Origin of the sequence: Enterococcus sp. DIV1094 (genome assembly GCF_017316305.2) — a bacterium.
GTDB classification, from domain to species: domain Bacteria; phylum Bacillota; class Bacilli; order Lactobacillales; family Enterococcaceae; genus Enterococcus_B; species Enterococcus_B mangumiae.
In genome coordinates this window covers 3,170,792-3,185,043 of record NZ_CP147250.1, presented here as the reverse complement: position 1 = coordinate 3,185,043, position 14,252 = coordinate 3,170,792, and the positions used below count along the sequence as shown (strand labels likewise).

Sequence of the window (14,252 nt, the reverse complement as noted above, 5' to 3'; positions counted from 1 at the left end):
GGGGAGAATTAGATGTTAAAAGCAGAGCGTTTGCAACGGATCAAAGAAATCATTGACCAAGAAAAAAGTGCCTCGATCGAAGATTTGGCGGATGAGTTAGCTGTCTCCAGAGATACGATTCGGCGCGACTTGATCCAGTTAGAAAAACAGCACCAAATCAAACGAACGCATGGTGGTGCTCTAGCCCTCCAAAAAGAAGCAACGATCTTTGATTATGAACAGCGGGCAACGATTCTCAGTGACGTAAAAAAGCGAATGGCTGAGAAGGCGCTCCAACTAATGAAAGAGCCATCATCGATCATCTTTGATTCCTCAACTACCGTGGAAGCAGTGATCAGACAGTTACCGGATAAAAGGCTACAAGCAGTCACTAATTCATTATCCCATGCTTTATTATTGGCGAACTATTCGGAAACAGCGATTTCTTTATTGCCGGGCAGCCTTCATAAAGCCCAGTTGTTTTTATATGGCACAGAAACTATTGAACAGCTGAAAAACTACCAGACAGATTATACCTTACTTGGTGTGTTTGCTTTATCAAGTGATGGGTTGTTCATCCACACGGAAGAAGAAGGGCGTGTGAAACGTCAGATGATCCAACAAGGCCGCACAGTGATTGCGCTGGCTGACCATACGAAACTTGATAAGACCGGTTTTTATAAAATTTGTGACCTGTCATCGATCGATTATTTGATTACAGATCAAAAGCCTTCGAACGAGTTAATCAAAGCATTGACTGAGAACCATGTACAACTCATAGAAACGAGGAATGATAAATGAAAAAAGAAAATATTCAATTAACGACTTTACCAAAACCAACGATTTTTCCAGATGTTGCTCCCGTGTTTTTAACTGATGCAACGATCATAGAACGAGTCAACAAAACGATTGAACGAATGCGAGTAGAAGCAATCGACCTGTTGGTGATTTACGCAGACAAAGAGCATGGGAGTAATTTTGAGTATTTTACTGGATTTATCCCTCGGTTTGAAGAAGGCTTGTTGCTGTTGGACCAAACAGGGAAATGCACGATGATTCTCGGAAATGAGAATTTGAAAATGAATGCGCATGCGCGGATCACCGCCGATTTGATCCACTATCCAGCGTTCTCATTGCCAAATCAACCAATGACGAATGAACAAGACTTATCAGCTATCTTTACTTCTTTGAACGTAGCAGATAATAAGAAAATCGGCTTAGTCGGTTGGAAGCTTTTTACATCCACATTACAAGATAATTCCCAAATCTTCGATGTGCCATATTTTATTGTTGAGGCGTTAAAACAAGCACTCCCTAAAGAAACTTCTTTAGTCAATGGAACACATGTGCTGATTGGTGAAAATGGGTCACGCGTCACGAACAATGCCAATGAACTGGCACACTACGAATATGGTGCAAATCTGGCCTCTTCCTGTATGTTGCGTGCGTTGGATGCAATCGAACCTGAGGTGAAAGAGTCAGAAATCGGACAGTTATTGAATGCTCAAGGACAAGCCAACACAGTGATCACCATCGCAGCGACTGGTCGTCGTTTTGAACATGCGAATCTCTATCCGACAGCAAAACCGATCCAACTAGGCGATCCCATGTCATTGACGACAGGTTTCAAAGGTGGTTTATCCAGTCGTACGGGATTTGTGATCGCAGAAGAAAGTCAGTTACCAGTAGAACAATCTGACTATCTCGATCGCGTGGCAAAGCCTTACTATGCAGCGATGGTCAGTTGGTTGGAAGCAATCCAAATCGGGATGCGGGGGTCTGAGTTGTACGAGTTGATTGAAGCCGTTTTACCACAAGCACAATATCACTGGCATTTGAACCCAGGGCATTTGACAGCGGATGAAGAATGGCTAGCTTCGCCAATCTATTCGGGATCAAACGAAATCGTCCAAAGTGGCATGATCTTTCAATTAGATATCATTCCTTCGGTAGCTGGTTATACTGGTGTAAGTGCGGAAGAATGTATCGCCGTTGCGGATGAACGGTTGCGAAATGAATTAGCTGAGCAGTATCCGGACATGTGGGAGCGCATCATCACACGTAAACAGTATTTAGCCGAAGTGCTGCATATCCAACTAAATGAAGAACTGCTTCCTTTATCAAATACAGTCGGGTATCTACGACCATTCTTTTTAGCAAAAGAAAAAGCGCTTTGTATAAATAAAACGAAATAGACAGCCATCACCTTTCTCGAAAAAGGAGCAATCCTATCGAGAGAGGTGACTTTTTATTTTGTTATTTAAGGTCGTATAAAATGATTGTGTATTCATTTGAGTGAATTTTCATTCGTTTTTTTATTGACAGAAGAATGCTAGTAGCGTATATTGATTTTTGTAAATCGTAATCATTACTATTTAGGTGGTGTCAGTAGGTCGAATCGAAAGTTGAAATCGGACGTTGATTGAATCGTCAAATCAAGTAAAAGAAAGAAGGAAAAAAGATGCGCCAGAATATTACATTAGAATGCAAGGAAACCGGTGAGCGGATTTATTTGACTAGCAAGAATAAAAGAAATACGCCAGAACGTTTAGCTTTGAAAAAATATTCCCCTAAATTAAGGAAAAAAATGCTATTCACAGAAATAAAATAAGTCAATTGAAGAGGTGGGGTAAAAATGGAGAAACAAGATCTTTCAAGTGCATACCGCCGATTGAAAAGCCCGAATATCAAAACGCGAAAACGCGCACTTAAAATCATCCAACAATCTAAAAGGATGAAAAATAAATAAATAAAAGCCCTCTTTTTTGTTCTATAACAATCATAAAAAATATGCTATACTGTTCAAAAAAATAAAGGGGGCGGAACCAATCGATATCAAGTACTCACATGCAACGATCGATGATCTGCCGCGCATTGTTGAAATCTATAATCAATCGATTGCATCTAAACAATCGACGGGAGACCTAGAGCCAATCACCGTTGAATCGAGAATCCCCTGGTTTGAAGCACATCACGCCGATTCACGACCATTATGGGTGATGACTCATGACGATCATATCGTTGGTTGGATCGGTCTCAGTGAATTTTATGGTCGACCCGCTTATCATCGGACAGCTGAGATCAGTATTTACCTCGATCCAGTCACGCGTGGTCAACATTTAGGACAAGACGCGCTCGCTTTTGTTGAAACGCAATTGGAACGTCTTAAGATCCGTACGCTCGTTGCCCTTGTGTTTGATGTAAATCAAGCAAGCAAAAAACTATTTCTTAAAAATGGCTATGAGCTTTGGGGACACTTACCGCAAATTGCCGATATGGGTGATCACGAAATCGGCTTAGTCATTTTAGGAAAAACTTATCTGAATCAATAAAAAAAGACGTACATTTTGTCTAAGTGACAAAAATGTATGTCTTTTTTTGAACTTCTCACTACACAAAAGCAACTATTAGTGCTAAACTAATAAATGAAACAGGTTCGTAAAACTGTATTAATATAATTTCTATTTATTATGTAATAATCATGTAAATAGCTTTGAAAAGGAAGATGTATTGTGGACAATAAAGAAAAACAAGGTTCTTCAACTGTAGTAGAAAGTTTGATCAATCATCAAGTTGATTACGTATTTGGTATTCCAGGAGCAAAAATCGACGGCGTATTCAATGAATTAGAAGATCATGGTCCAGAACTGATCGTGACTCGTCATGAGCAAAATGCCGCATTCATGGCGCAAGCAATCGGTCGCATTACTGGAGAACCAGGTGTCGTGATTGCAACAAGTGGGCCAGGAGCAAGTAACTTAGCGACAGGCTTAGTCACGGCAACAGCAGAAGGTGACCCTGTATTGGCAATTGCGGGACAAGTTAAACGCAGCGATTTATTAAAACTAACACATCAAAGCATGAACAATGCAGCATTATTTGAACCAATCACGAAATATAGTGCCGAGATCCAAGATCCTGAAACGATTTCAGAGATCATTGCTAATGCTTACAGAATGGCAAAAAGCTCGAAAAAAGGGGCAAGTTTTATCAGTATCCCTCAGGATGTGGTGGATGCACCAGTCAAAAGCGACGTGATCAAGCCATTACAAGACCCTAAACTAGGTTCGGCTTCTGCTGAAAATATTGATTACTTGGTCGAACGCATTCGTGAAGCGAAGTTACCAGTATTATTAGTAGGGATGCGTGGCTCAAGCAAAGAGGAAACAGCAGCGATTCGCCAACTTGTTGAAAAAACTGGATTACCTGTCGTAGAAACCTTCCAAGCGGCTGGCGTGATCTCTCGGCAACTCGAAGAACACTTTTTTGGCAGAGTCGGACTATTCCGCAACCAACCAGGAGATATGCTGTTGAAACGTAGCGATTTAGTGATTGCGATTGGCTATGATCCAATTGAATATGAAGCTAGAAACTGGAATGCAGAAAAAGATGCCCGAATCATCGTTATCGACGAAACGCCAGCTGAAATCGATAGTTACATGCAACCTGAACGAGAATTGATCGGTGATATTTCTGCCACATTAGATTTACTATCTGAATCATTAGAAGAAACACAAGTCTCTGAAGATGCACAAGAGTATTTGAATACCTTGCAAGAGAAATTAAAAGCAAGAGATATCTGTGAAACAAGCAGTGAAGATGGTATCTTGCATCCCTTAGAAGTGATCAATACACTACAATCCAAAGTAACAGATGACATGACCGTAACAGTTGATGTGGGCAGCCACTATATTTGGATGGCTCGTCATTTTAGAAGTTATGAAGCCCGTCATTTACTATTTAGTAATGGGATGCAAACGTTAGGTGTCGCACTTCCTTGGGCAATTTCTGCGGCGTTGGTTCGACCAAATACACAAGTCATTTCTGTCTCAGGAGACGGCGGATTCTTATTTTCTGCACAAGATTTAGAAACAGCTGTACGTAAAAAATTGAATATCGTTCATTTGATTTGGAATGATGGTCGCTATAATATGGTTGAATTTCAAGAAATCATGAAATACAAACGTGCATCAGGTGTTGATTTTGGCCCCGTTGATTTTGTTCAATATGCAGAAGCTTTTGGTGCTAAAGGGTTACGAGTTAGAAACGCCGAAGAATTGGCAGCCGCTTTAGAAGAAGGCTTTGCAACAGAAGGACCAGTCATCATCGATATCCCAATCGATTATCGAGACAATGAAAAACTAGGCGAAACAATCTTACCAGACCAATTTTATTAAGGGGATGCTCGTATGACAGAGAAAATATTATACCAACATGGCACACTAGGTGCGCTGATGGCGGGGTTGATGGATGGCACTACGTCGATAGCAGAAATCTTAAAACATGGCACACTAGGATTGGGAACATTACACGGCTTGGATGGGGAGGTCATCTTTTTAGATGGTAAAGCTTATCAAGGAAGGTCTGATGGCGCATTGATCCATTTGTCTGGAGAAGAGTCTACTCCTTATGCGGCAATCACCCCATTTTCAGCTGACCGTTCATTTTCAGTCCAACACTTAGCGAGCCAAACATTGAAAGAAGAGATCCTCAAAGAAGAAGGCGGAAAAAATCTCTTTTTTGCGGTCAAGATCAGTGGTTTATTTAAAAACATGCATATCCGGATCATGCCAAAACAAGAAAAACCGTATCGACGCTTAGCGAAGATCTCAGAATCGCAACCTGAATTCCAGCAATCGGATGTGCAAGGAACGATCGTCGGTTTTTACACGCCTGAACTATTTCAAGGGGTAGCAGCAGCCGGTTTCCATCTACATTTTATTGACGAGGAAAAAACATTTGGAGGACACATCCTTGATTTTGAGATTTCGGAAGGAACAGTTGAAATCAGTCAAATGGATGCGTTGATCCAACATTTTCCAACGAACGATCCAACGTTTATCCAAACGGAAATCGACTATGCGGATCTAGCGGCTGAAATCGAGCAAGCAGAATGATCCGAATTGGTACGAACGAGAAATAAATCATAGCATTGCTCCTTGAATTACGCTATAATTTTGGGAATAGAAGGAGTGATGTTGGATGTTATGGACAGAAAAAGAAAAACGAGATGCTTATGAAATTTTGCTGCTTCAACAAAAAGGTCTTTTAGAAGCGGAAGATAACTGGTTAGCCAATCTAGCTAACTCTTCTGCGCTATTGAATGAAACATTACCTCAAACAGTCTTTGCAGGCTATTATTTATACGATGGACAAGAATTGATTTTAGGTCCTTTCCAAGGAAAAGTCTCCTGTACACGTATCAAAATGGGCAAAGGGGTTTGCGGAGAGTCAGCAGAAAAGCAAAAAACATTGATCGTTGACAATGTAAAAACCCACGAAAATTATATCTCCTGCGATTCAGCAGCTCAATCAGAAATCGTTGTTCCTATGATCAAAGAGAATCAATTGATCGGTGTATTGGATATCGATTGCGGAGTGATCGAAGGGTATGATGCGTTGGACCAAGAATTTTTGGAACAATATGTTGAGTTATTGTTAGGTGATTTTCCTGTAAATGTTATGAAATAAAGCGAAAAAAAGTTGAAAAAAGGTGTAAATGCACTTTTTTTCAACTTTTTTGTGTTTTAGTGAATATTTTTGTTTTCATAATCTAATTTTAATGTTATTATCATTTTATAAAATGTTAATAAAGAAATAGGAGAATGAATCATGACAAGTGAAACAATCGTTTTAGGACAAAAATATGTATGTAATCCAATTGGTATCAAAAACAAAGTAGTAGGAGAAGTAATCGGAAAATTAGAAAACTGTGTGATTATGAGTGTAGAAGAATATGATCGTATCGATCATTTGGATATTTTAGAAAAAGGTGGCAAAGTAGTAGCAAAATATACAGATATTTATGAGCTGAACGCTTTTGAGCAAGTTTTCCAAGCGCCAACAAAGCTTTATACACAAGCGATGGTCTCTTAAAGTATGACTACATCTACTGACCATTAGGAAGTCTGATCATCATAAGCAACATTTGAATGTCAGACTTCCACTAATTCGCATATTTTACATAATCAATTGAGTTTTACTACATATATAAGAAATCGACTACGAATAGTTGAACAATTAAAAGACGGAAGCCACGAAAATTGTTATTTAAATTTTCGTGGCTTCCGTTTTATTTTTTAGATCGATTCTGCTTCCAACGTTTATTTGATTTTGAGGAGCACGTCAAATGTTATCACAGATACTTATTTTTCTTTTTACTTTACAAAAGTAAGGAAATGATTTATATTATTGACAAGTCAATAATTGATTAGTCAATGATAGTAGGAGGCAATAATATGGAGCTGAGAAAGTTAAGTCAATTGCTTTATCAGATAAAGATCATCAGTCAAGAAGGAACCGCATTATTTGAGAAGGAAACTGGTTTTAGTTTAACGAGATACGAGATCTTGATGTTCTTACAAGAAAACGGAGAATGTTTGCAAAACAAGTTACAGAGCGATTTAAAAATCGATTTGGCAGCTATTTCACGTCACCTTAAAATTTTAGAGCAAAAAGGATATGTGATTAGAAAAAGAAACGAAAACAATAATCGCGAAGTATTTGTTTCCTTATCAGATAAAGCAGTAAATGAATTGACAGCGTGTGAAAGAAATCATCAAGAATCAGATGACTCCTTGTGTGTTTCCCTATCAGATGAAGAAATCGATCAACTGACTAAATTACTGGATAAATTATACTAAAAATCAAATTGAAGAAAGAAGCGGTTAAGTAATGAATAAAACTTTAGCAAACAATGATTTTTCAGATATCGTCTTTGGCAGAAAGTCGATTCGTGTTTACGATGAAAATGTGAAGATCCCTCACGAAGAAATGTTGGAAATGATCCAAGAAGCAACAACAGCTCCATCTTCTGTCAATTTACAACCTTGGCGTTTTGTAGTAGTTGAAAGTGACGAAGCAAAAGCAAAATTGAAACCATTGATCCGCTTTAATACAAAACAAAACGACACTTCATCTGCCATGGTCTTGATTTTTGGTGATATGAACTGCTACGAGTACGGAGAAGAGATTTATGATCAAGCAGTAGAAGAAGGCAAAATGCCCGCAGAAGTTCGTGACGAACAACTAGCAGCAATCATTCCTTACTACAAAAACTTCACACGCGAACAAATGAATGACGTAGTGAAAATCGATTCTAGCTTAGCGGCGATGCAATTTATGCTAACTGCACGCAGCCATGGGTATGACACGAATCCAATCGGCGGTTTTGAAGCAGATCAATTGGCCGAAGCTTTTGATTTAGACAAAGAACGTTATGTACCTGTGATGATCTTATCAGTCGGTAAAGCAGTCGATCAAGGATATGAATCTGTTCGTTTAGCTTCAGAAAAAATCACTTCTTTCAAATAGAAAGAAAAGGAGACTGACAAATGATCATCATCAATGCGAAATTTACCATTACAGAAGCAAAACGCGCTGAATTTTTAGAAGAAGTCACACAATTGATCGAAGCCACTCGAAAAGAAGACGGCTGCTTGAGTTATGAATTGTATGAGTCAACCGAGCAAGTCAATGTATTTACGATGGTGGAAAACTGGCGTGATGAACAAGCAATCGAAGGACATAACCAAAGCCCATTATTGCAACAGTTGTTCAAAAATATGCCAGAATATGCAGAAAAAGAAACAGTATTGAATGTTGCAAAAACAATTGCCTAAAACAAGTGATTGTTTAAGGTAGAAAGAACGTTCACTTTAAGAGGGAGCATGAAAAGTCCATTGTCTATTCAAACCTTAGGCTTTTCTTGTTTGCCTCAAGAAGTGAATGGACTACTTGAAGAGCAAACATCCATATTGAAAAAAATGAAATATATGGTATACTATATAAGTATCTTGAAAATACCGTAACCCATTTTTATTAAGGGGACGTTACGGATTCGACAGGCACAGTTCGAGCTTGAATTGCGTTTCGTAGGTTACGTCTACGCTAAAACGTTACAGTTAAATATAACTGCTAAAAACGAAAACAACTCTTACGCTTTAGCTGCCTAAAAACAGTTAGCGTAGATCCTCTCGGCATCGCCCATGTGCTCGAGTAAGGGTCCTAACTTTAGTGGGATACGTTTCAACTTTCCGTCTGTAAGTTGAAAAAGAGAACATCAGACTAGCGATACAGACTGCCTGTCACTCGGCAAGCTGTAAAGCGAACTTCTAAATGAGTTGACTATGAACGTAGATTTTTAAGTGGCGATGTGTTTGGACGCGGGTTCGACTCCCGCCGTCTCCATTCGGAGAAACCATTTAAGTAGCAAAAACACTGTTGTACCAACGATTTTATAGTGTTCTTGCTACATTTTTTTTGTTTTGACTCCGGTTTTGACTACGCTTTTCAGAAAAACATGAGTAGGGATATGAATAGTCGTTTGGATATTTGAATGACCTAAGCGTACTTGTATTTCTCATATGTTCTCCAGCCTAGAATAATAACGAGTTTCGGGAATTTTATTTTAAGTAGTTAGCATTGACTATGCCATATATATAGAAAAAATTCTCAAAAAAAATAGTATGAAAAATTTATTTATCTATTGATTTACACTATTTGCTATGATATACATTATTTAGTGAAGGGCGCTATGCCTAGGAAGATAGTCACATTTCATAGATTTATGGAGTGGGGCTATTTTTCTGTAATAAGCTTTTTTTAGGAGTGATTCAGAATGTTTTTAATGTAATATTCTTTGCTTTTAAAACTCTTGATTAGGTTCGCTTCATTAGTCGCGTTTAATTCTATATTAGAATGAATTAGTGTACATAAAATTAAACATACTAAAAATAGTGGGTAAAATATTCTGATCACTATTTTTAGTATGTTTTTCCTTTTAAAGTTTTAACAGGGTCAAAATGTACTTTGCTTAATGATAGATGTTTATAGTTGGTATGATTCTAAAACCATAAAGTAATTTATTATAAAGGACTCGTCTATCCACAAGATAAAAAATGTTTTTTTATTGTATTTTCTTTTTTACGGTCGGAAATTCGAAGTTTCTTTGCGTATAATAGAACTGAAAGATGATTTGTGATGTTGTGATCAATTGGTTTTTCGATCAAATAGTAATGACAAGAGTGTGAGATTTTTATAGTTCTAAAGATGTACCCGATAGGAGGAAAGAAAATGAGAAGTGAAAAGATTTTAGCAATCGATGAGGATCTAACGTTTAGAAGAATGATTTGGAAGGCTTTGCAACCAACAGGCGTATTGATCTATCAAAGTGATTCTGTTGAAAAAACGTTAGATATCATGTCTAGAGTGACTTTTGATCTCTATCTTTTAGATATTCGATTAGCCCATCAGACGGACGGCTATCATATTGTTCAATTGATTCGTGAAAAGGATCTGCTCTCGCCAATCGTCTTTTTTACTGAACATAAAAATGAAATCGAAATTATCACCGGATTAGAGATGGGAGCGGATTATTACATAACTAAGCCATTCAATCCGACACTTTTAAAGGCACAAGTGATTGCGATTCTTGACCGACATCAGGTGATCAAAGAGGAAATGACCTTATGTAAAAAAAAATAAGATCATCGTCGGCGATTTTTGTTTCGATAAGGCTCTTTATCGGCTATATAAAAAGGATACTTGTATTGAATTGTCTTCAAAAAAAATCAAATTGATGCAATTTTTTATGGAAAATCCAGAACAGGTTTTTTCTAAAGAACAAATTTATCAAAGTGTTTGGCATGACAGCGAGATGGATGCGAATACCCTTATGGTTTTTATCAATCACTTGCGTAGTAAAATCGAGGATGATCCGAAAAATGTCCAGTACCTCAAAACAGTTCGTGGGCTTGGTTACATTTTTTTGCCTTCTGGCAGAGAGAGTAGTCCTTCTAATTGAGCGAAAAACATACCTAATGAAAGTAAATCTGCTGAGCCGCCAGGACTGAGGTTGCGTTCGATCAGTCGTTGATCATAATTAGTTAATTCATCAAGTAGTTGTTTCGTCGAAAGGTCTGCTTGATGGATTTTTTTTGTTTCTTGTTTTACTTGTTGCCACGCCTGAATACCTCCGCGATGAACTAAGTTTCCATCTTCGATCTCACTCATCAACAATACTAATGCACGTAAAAATAGTTCATCTGATGTGTCATATTTTGTTGAACGCAGGTATGGAAGGAGAAGTGAAGTAAGGCTAGGGTAGCTCTGTGATGCTTCGCCTCGAATACCAGAAAGACCGTACGTTAAAAAAAGTTTTTCGCCATGCGTTTTTTGTTTTTTTCGGGTTAGATCTTGAAAATCTTCTTGGATCAAATGATGAGTCAATTCACCAGTTACGTGTAAAATTTTTTGGGTCTGTTCAGCGTTTAACGGGAGCTTTTGAATAAACTGTTGTTGCAATTGCCAGCCGATAGCGCCCAATATAACTGCAAAAGAGAAATTCGCACCTTTATGTGTATTCACGCCATTCGTTGCAACAAGCATCATTTTTTCTGCTTGATAGCCGATCGTTCGTAGACGTTCAAATAACCTTTTCTTGCTCCCTTTATGCTGAAGCCCAACTTCAAGATATTTTGAGAAAAAGGGAGATAACGCTTGAATACTCGTTTGAAACGTCTGAAAATCCATATCGTTATGCGCACCTTTTGAAAATGGATCGACTAAGCCTGGTTTTGGACTTAATGTGACTTCGTATTGTAAAGCGTGTTTTGCAGCAAGTGCAATTGAAGGTACCAATTCGTGATCAGTCAATTTTTCTACGCTCCATTTCAGCTAAAATAAATTGCAAAGAACGATCAAGATGTTCGTGTGTGATCAAAGTGATTTGCTCTACATTTTTCGTTTGCATGCCACGATAGATGAGCCAGTGTTCTTCAAGGGCTTTATCTCTACGTCTGGATGAACGAATGGCGATATCACGAAAATAAACTAAGTAAGCTTGTAACTCTAGTACGATAGATTTTAAACGGAGCATCTGGCTTTTTTCATAAATGAAAGTATTGAAGTCCGAGAAATTCTGTAGGACTTTTTCTGTTTGGTCCGCTTGATTATAACGTTCTCCTTGTAACAACAGCTCTTTCAACTCGGAGAAGTCTTCTTTTGTCATTTGGTTCATGGCCTTGATCGTGGCAAGTGTATCTAAAGATTTGCGGATGTCATAGATTTCGTAAGCGTCTTTTATGCGGATACCTTTCACAACGATGCCGATTTTAGGCACATGTTGAACCAACTTTTCATTGACTAATTGTTTCATGGCTAAGCGAATGGGTGTCCGGCTGATATTTAGTTCTTCTGCTAAAACTTTTTCGTTGATCCGTGTATTTGCAGGGATATCCCCTAGAATGATCGTTTTACGAAAAGCTTCATAAATAAGCACGTTCAATGTCTTATTTTGAGTTAGATCCAAATTTTTGCGTAATGCTTCAACAACCTCATTCATTTTTTTCTCCCCATTTCTACTTTTGCTATTAAATCATCCAATTAATTAATAAGTTTATCTTGTTTTGTCGTTCGCCTTATAAAAACGAATGAAAAAAGTGAGTGACTTTTGTTTGATCAATCGGAATAAAGTGTATGGTGTAATACCGCCTATGAAAAACTCCGTATCAGTGAAAAGATCGAATCGCTTATTTTCAGTTGTTACGGAGTCTTTCTCAGAACGGATTTTTTTTATTGTGGGATATAAAACGGCATATGTCCTAAAAGGATAATTGTGATGATAAAAATAATAAAAATACCTAAGGCATATTTTCCGGCTTCTCTTTGCCATTTTCCCATATCCAATCCAGTCAAACGTAGTAGAAGGTAGATAAAAGCAACTAATGGACTTAGCAAGTGGAAGGCTTGACCCATCAAAGAGGCAAGGGCCATTTGCATATTCGTGAATCCATAAGTATGACCAGCTTCTGCTAAGACTGGCAATACCCCAAAGTAAAAGCCATCATTTGAAATAAAGAAGGTACCTGGTGCTGAAATCAAAGCGATAACCAATCCCCAGAAGCCGGCTAATTGTTTTGGAATGAGATACGTAAAACTGTTTGCTAATGCTTCTGCCATTCCAGATCCTTGGAACAAGCCCATGAACACACCGGCTGCAAAAACTAAAATTACAACTTGGACGGCATCACCACCATTTGCACCGATCCGTGCTGATTGATCTTTAAGAATGGGGTAATTTACCATCAAAGCAATACAAGTCCCTACTAAAAATAGGAGAAGTGGAGGCAAGGCGATCGAAGAGATAAACGAGCTAGCCACTAGCCAAGCAATCAGTGCGATCGTAAGTATTCCATTGAAAATAAAATTCTTAGGACGGCGTATTTTTGCTGTTTCAGGATCGGTGATCTTAGTGATCTCTTCGATTTCTTCATTGGATAATTGAGTGATACCTAAACGAGTCCGTTCTTGTTTCCCCATTCGGCGGGCAACAAAAAAGATGACATAAAGTAGAGATAAGATCATTCCAGGCGCTAAGTAAGACAAAATATCCGCATCAACTTCTAAGACAGCCATTGCTCGAGCGGTTGGTCCGCCCCAAGGCAATAGATTCATGATCGTATTTTGCAGAATGATCAATACCCCTAGGTTCATCATTTTCATGTTCAACTTTTTGTAGATAGGAATAAAGGCAGAGCAACAAATCAACGTGGTCGTTGTTCCATCACCATTCAAGGAGACGGTGGCAGCGACAATCGCGGTTGCCATCAAGACTTTCATTGGATCGCCTTTAGCAAAATAGATCATTTTCTTTGTGATTGGATCAAATAGTCCGGCATCTAACATGATCGAAAAATATAAAATGGCAAATAATAGCATGATTCCTGTATTTGAAGTTGTTTTGATTCCTTCTAATACAAAATCGCCAATATTTCCTTTCTTTGAAGCACCGGAAATCATTGCAACTAAAGTAAACAAAAGTGGAATAACCACTAGAGAGGTAAATGGAGACATTTTCTTTTTCATGATGACATACATAAAAATAATGATCATCGCATAAGATAAAACGGTTAGTAGCATATTCTTCTCCTTTTCTGATTGCATCATTTGTAAGCGTTATCAAAATCAAGTGGATAGAAAACCCTTCAAAGGATAGAAAGAATGGTGTTTTCTATCATCGACGTCGTCTTGACGACTCTAGGATAAGCAATATTTTAAAAGGATGATAGGTTTAGGGATGAAAAAGAACATGAAAAAAACAATTTGGTCTAGTTAATCTTAGCGTATGCTTAACCGTACCTTAACAGAACATTAATTCAATGAAAAAGCTTTTGTATCAATGATTCTCGTGCTTTTTATTCCTGTTTTTAGAAAAAGAAACAACAAAAAAACAATCTTATTTCATTTTGGAAAACAAAATTGGTTCAATCCTC

The 14,252-nt window shown here is 38.0% G+C and carries 15 protein-coding genes, 1 other RNA gene and 1 pseudogene; 14 read left to right on the top strand and 3 right to left on the bottom strand.

All coding sequences use genetic code 11. From position 1 onward, the window contains the following. Positions 1-12 precede the first annotated feature (12 nt). The 14 genes and pseudogenes from DOK79_RS15120 to DOK79_RS15055 all read left to right on the top strand — a co-directional run bounded on the left by DOK79_RS15120 (position 13) and on the right by DOK79_RS15055 (position 10,783). Positions 13-780: a DeoR/GlpR family DNA-binding transcription regulator gene (locus DOK79_RS15120; protein WP_206859150.1), complete on the top strand. Its 768-nt coding sequence runs from the start codon at positions 13-15 to the stop codon at positions 778-780. Then, positions 777-2,174, top strand: a complete 1,398-nt coding sequence (locus DOK79_RS15115; protein ID WP_206859149.1) for an aminopeptidase P family protein — start codon at positions 777-779, stop codon at positions 2,172-2,174. The genes DOK79_RS15120 and DOK79_RS15115 overlap by 4 nt, the downstream gene beginning before the upstream one ends. Positions 2,175-2,440: 266 nt before the next feature. Then, complete coding sequence (rpmG, locus tag DOK79_RS15110) at positions 2,441-2,590, top strand: 50S ribosomal protein L33 (RefSeq protein ID WP_206859148.1); 150 nt, start codon at positions 2,441-2,443, stop codon at positions 2,588-2,590. 24 nt (positions 2,591-2,614) lie between these two features. After that, positions 2,615-2,728 (top strand): putative metal homeostasis protein, encoded by a 114-nt coding sequence (locus tag DOK79_RS15105; protein WP_104870956.1) that lies wholly within the window; start codon positions 2,615-2,617, stop codon positions 2,726-2,728. Positions 2,729-2,807: 79 nt separating this feature from the next. Continuing rightward, the gene (locus DOK79_RS15100) at positions 2,808-3,311 is read left to right on the top strand and encodes a GNAT family N-acetyltransferase (protein WP_206859202.1); all 504 of its coding nucleotides are present in this window, start codon (positions 2,808-2,810) and stop codon (positions 3,309-3,311) included. A 180-nt stretch (positions 3,312-3,491) separates the two neighbouring features. Then, the gene (gene alsS / locus DOK79_RS15095) at positions 3,492-5,156 is read left to right on the top strand and encodes an acetolactate synthase AlsS (RefSeq protein ID WP_206859146.1); all 1,665 of its coding nucleotides are present in this window, start codon (positions 3,492-3,494) and stop codon (positions 5,154-5,156) included. A 12-nt stretch (positions 5,157-5,168) separates the two neighbouring features. Continuing rightward, positions 5,169-5,876 (top strand): acetolactate decarboxylase, encoded by a 708-nt coding sequence (gene budA, locus DOK79_RS15090; protein ID WP_206859143.1) that lies wholly within the window; start codon positions 5,169-5,171, stop codon positions 5,874-5,876. Between the two features lie 85 nt (positions 5,877-5,961). Beyond that, positions 5,962-6,450 carry a GAF domain-containing protein gene (locus tag DOK79_RS15085; protein ID WP_206859141.1) on the top strand — a complete coding sequence of 163 codons (489 nt, stop codon included), beginning with the start codon at positions 5,962-5,964 and terminating at the stop codon, positions 6,448-6,450. Positions 6,451-6,591: 141 nt separating this feature from the next. Beyond that, a complete protein-coding gene (locus DOK79_RS15080) occupies positions 6,592-6,855 on the top strand; it encodes a hypothetical protein (protein WP_206859139.1) in 264 nt (87 codons plus the stop codon). Positions 6,856-7,217: 362 nt separating this feature from the next. Further along, a complete protein-coding gene (locus DOK79_RS15075; protein WP_206859137.1) occupies positions 7,218-7,622 on the top strand; it encodes a MarR family winged helix-turn-helix transcriptional regulator in 405 nt (134 codons plus the stop codon). 31 nt (positions 7,623-7,653) lie between these two features. Further along, positions 7,654-8,292, top strand: coding sequence for a nitroreductase family protein (locus DOK79_RS15070; RefSeq protein WP_206859135.1), 639 nt, complete (start codon positions 7,654-7,656; stop codon positions 8,290-8,292). Positions 8,293-8,312: 20 nt separating this feature from the next. Next, the gene (locus DOK79_RS15065; RefSeq protein ID WP_206859133.1) at positions 8,313-8,600 is read left to right on the top strand and encodes a putative quinol monooxygenase; all 288 of its coding nucleotides are present in this window, start codon (positions 8,313-8,315) and stop codon (positions 8,598-8,600) included. 203 nt (positions 8,601-8,803) lie between these two features. After that, positions 8,804-9,171, top strand: a transfer-messenger RNA (tmRNA) gene (gene ssrA / locus DOK79_RS15060). Between the two features lie 882 nt (positions 9,172-10,053). Further along, positions 10,054-10,783 (top strand): annotated as a pseudogene (locus tag DOK79_RS15055) (response regulator transcription factor). Here the strand turns inward: DOK79_RS15055 and citG are convergent. From citG to DOK79_RS15040, 3 genes are all read right to left on the bottom strand, one after another. After that, positions 10,738-11,634 (bottom strand): triphosphoribosyl-dephospho-CoA synthase CitG, encoded by an 897-nt coding sequence (gene citG / locus DOK79_RS15050; protein ID WP_206859129.1) that lies wholly within the window; start codon positions 11,632-11,634, stop codon positions 10,738-10,740. The pseudogene DOK79_RS15055 and the gene citG overlap by 46 nt on opposite strands. Then, positions 11,627-12,322 carry a GntR family transcriptional regulator gene (locus DOK79_RS15045; RefSeq protein WP_206859127.1) on the bottom strand — a complete coding sequence of 232 codons (696 nt, stop codon included), beginning with the start codon at positions 12,320-12,322 and terminating at the stop codon, positions 11,627-11,629. The genes citG and DOK79_RS15045 overlap by 8 nt, the downstream gene beginning before the upstream one ends. Before the next feature lie 230 nt (positions 12,323-12,552). Further along, complete coding sequence (locus DOK79_RS15040) at positions 12,553-13,899, bottom strand: CitMHS family transporter (RefSeq protein WP_206859125.1); 1,347 nt, start codon at positions 13,897-13,899, stop codon at positions 12,553-12,555. Positions 13,900-14,252: the final 353 nt, after the last annotated feature.

What these genes read in the sequence shown, in the direction of transcription:
- DOK79_RS15040 (WP_206859125.1), bottom strand. Translation starts at nt 13,899, where the DNA reads ATGCTACTAACCGTTTTATCTTATGCGATGATCATTATTTTTATGTAT.
- DOK79_RS15070 (WP_206859135.1), top strand. Translation starts at nt 7,654, where the DNA reads ATGAATAAAACTTTAGCAAACAATGATTTTTCAGATATCGTCTTTGGC.
- DOK79_RS15080 (WP_206859139.1), top strand. Translation starts at nt 6,592, where the DNA reads ATGACAAGTGAAACAATCGTTTTAGGACAAAAATATGTATGTAATCCA.
- DOK79_RS15065 (WP_206859133.1), top strand. Translation starts at nt 8,313, where the DNA reads ATGATCATCATCAATGCGAAATTTACCATTACAGAAGCAAAACGCGCT.
- budA (WP_206859143.1), top strand. Translation starts at nt 5,169, where the DNA reads ATGACAGAGAAAATATTATACCAACATGGCACACTAGGTGCGCTGATG.
- DOK79_RS15075 (WP_206859137.1), top strand. Translation starts at nt 7,218, where the DNA reads ATGGAGCTGAGAAAGTTAAGTCAATTGCTTTATCAGATAAAGATCATC.
- rpmG (WP_206859148.1), top strand. Translation starts at nt 2,441, where the DNA reads ATGCGCCAGAATATTACATTAGAATGCAAGGAAACCGGTGAGCGGATT.
- DOK79_RS15045 (WP_206859127.1), bottom strand. Translation starts at nt 12,322, where the DNA reads ATGAATGAGGTTGTTGAAGCATTACGCAAAAATTTGGATCTAACTCAA.
- DOK79_RS15115 (WP_206859149.1), top strand. Translation starts at nt 777, where the DNA reads ATGAAAAAAGAAAATATTCAATTAACGACTTTACCAAAACCAACGATT.
- DOK79_RS15120 (WP_206859150.1), top strand. Translation starts at nt 13, where the DNA reads ATGTTAAAAGCAGAGCGTTTGCAACGGATCAAAGAAATCATTGACCAA.
- DOK79_RS15105 (WP_104870956.1), top strand. Translation starts at nt 2,615, where the DNA reads ATGGAGAAACAAGATCTTTCAAGTGCATACCGCCGATTGAAAAGCCCG.
- DOK79_RS15085 (WP_206859141.1), top strand. Translation starts at nt 5,962, where the DNA reads ATGTTATGGACAGAAAAAGAAAAACGAGATGCTTATGAAATTTTGCTG.